This is a genomic window from Roseibium sp. AWQ4_290, from assembly GCF_056160985.1.
The window spans coordinates 1-222 of record NZ_JBSWYG010000123.1 but is presented as its reverse complement, the minus strand read 5'-3'; the positions used below and the strand labels follow the sequence as shown (position 1 = coordinate 222).

Below are 222 nucleotides of genomic sequence, written 5' to 3'. Positions count from 1 at the left end.
TGGTCCCGTCGCCAAATTCAGGCCAGCAAAATCGCTCACTCTGTAAGACAATATTGAAGTGTCTGGGAACCGCTCAATCAGAGGATGGTCAACCGCACCGCGAACGTCCACTTTGAGGACGGACAATGAAGCGAACAAGATTCACGGACGAGCAGATCATCGGCATCCTTGCCGAGCATGATGCGGGCGCAAAGTGCGCGGATCTGTGCCGCAAACACGGCA

1 protein-coding gene is annotated in these 222 nt (G+C 55.0%); it reads left to right on the top strand.

What is annotated here, in order from left to right; translation table 11 throughout:
- Positions 1–125 precede the first annotated feature (125 nt).
- The coding region (locus tag ACXAH0_RS25395) for a transposase (protein ID WP_475196131.1) at positions 126–222 on the top strand (97 nt) is incomplete at its 3' end.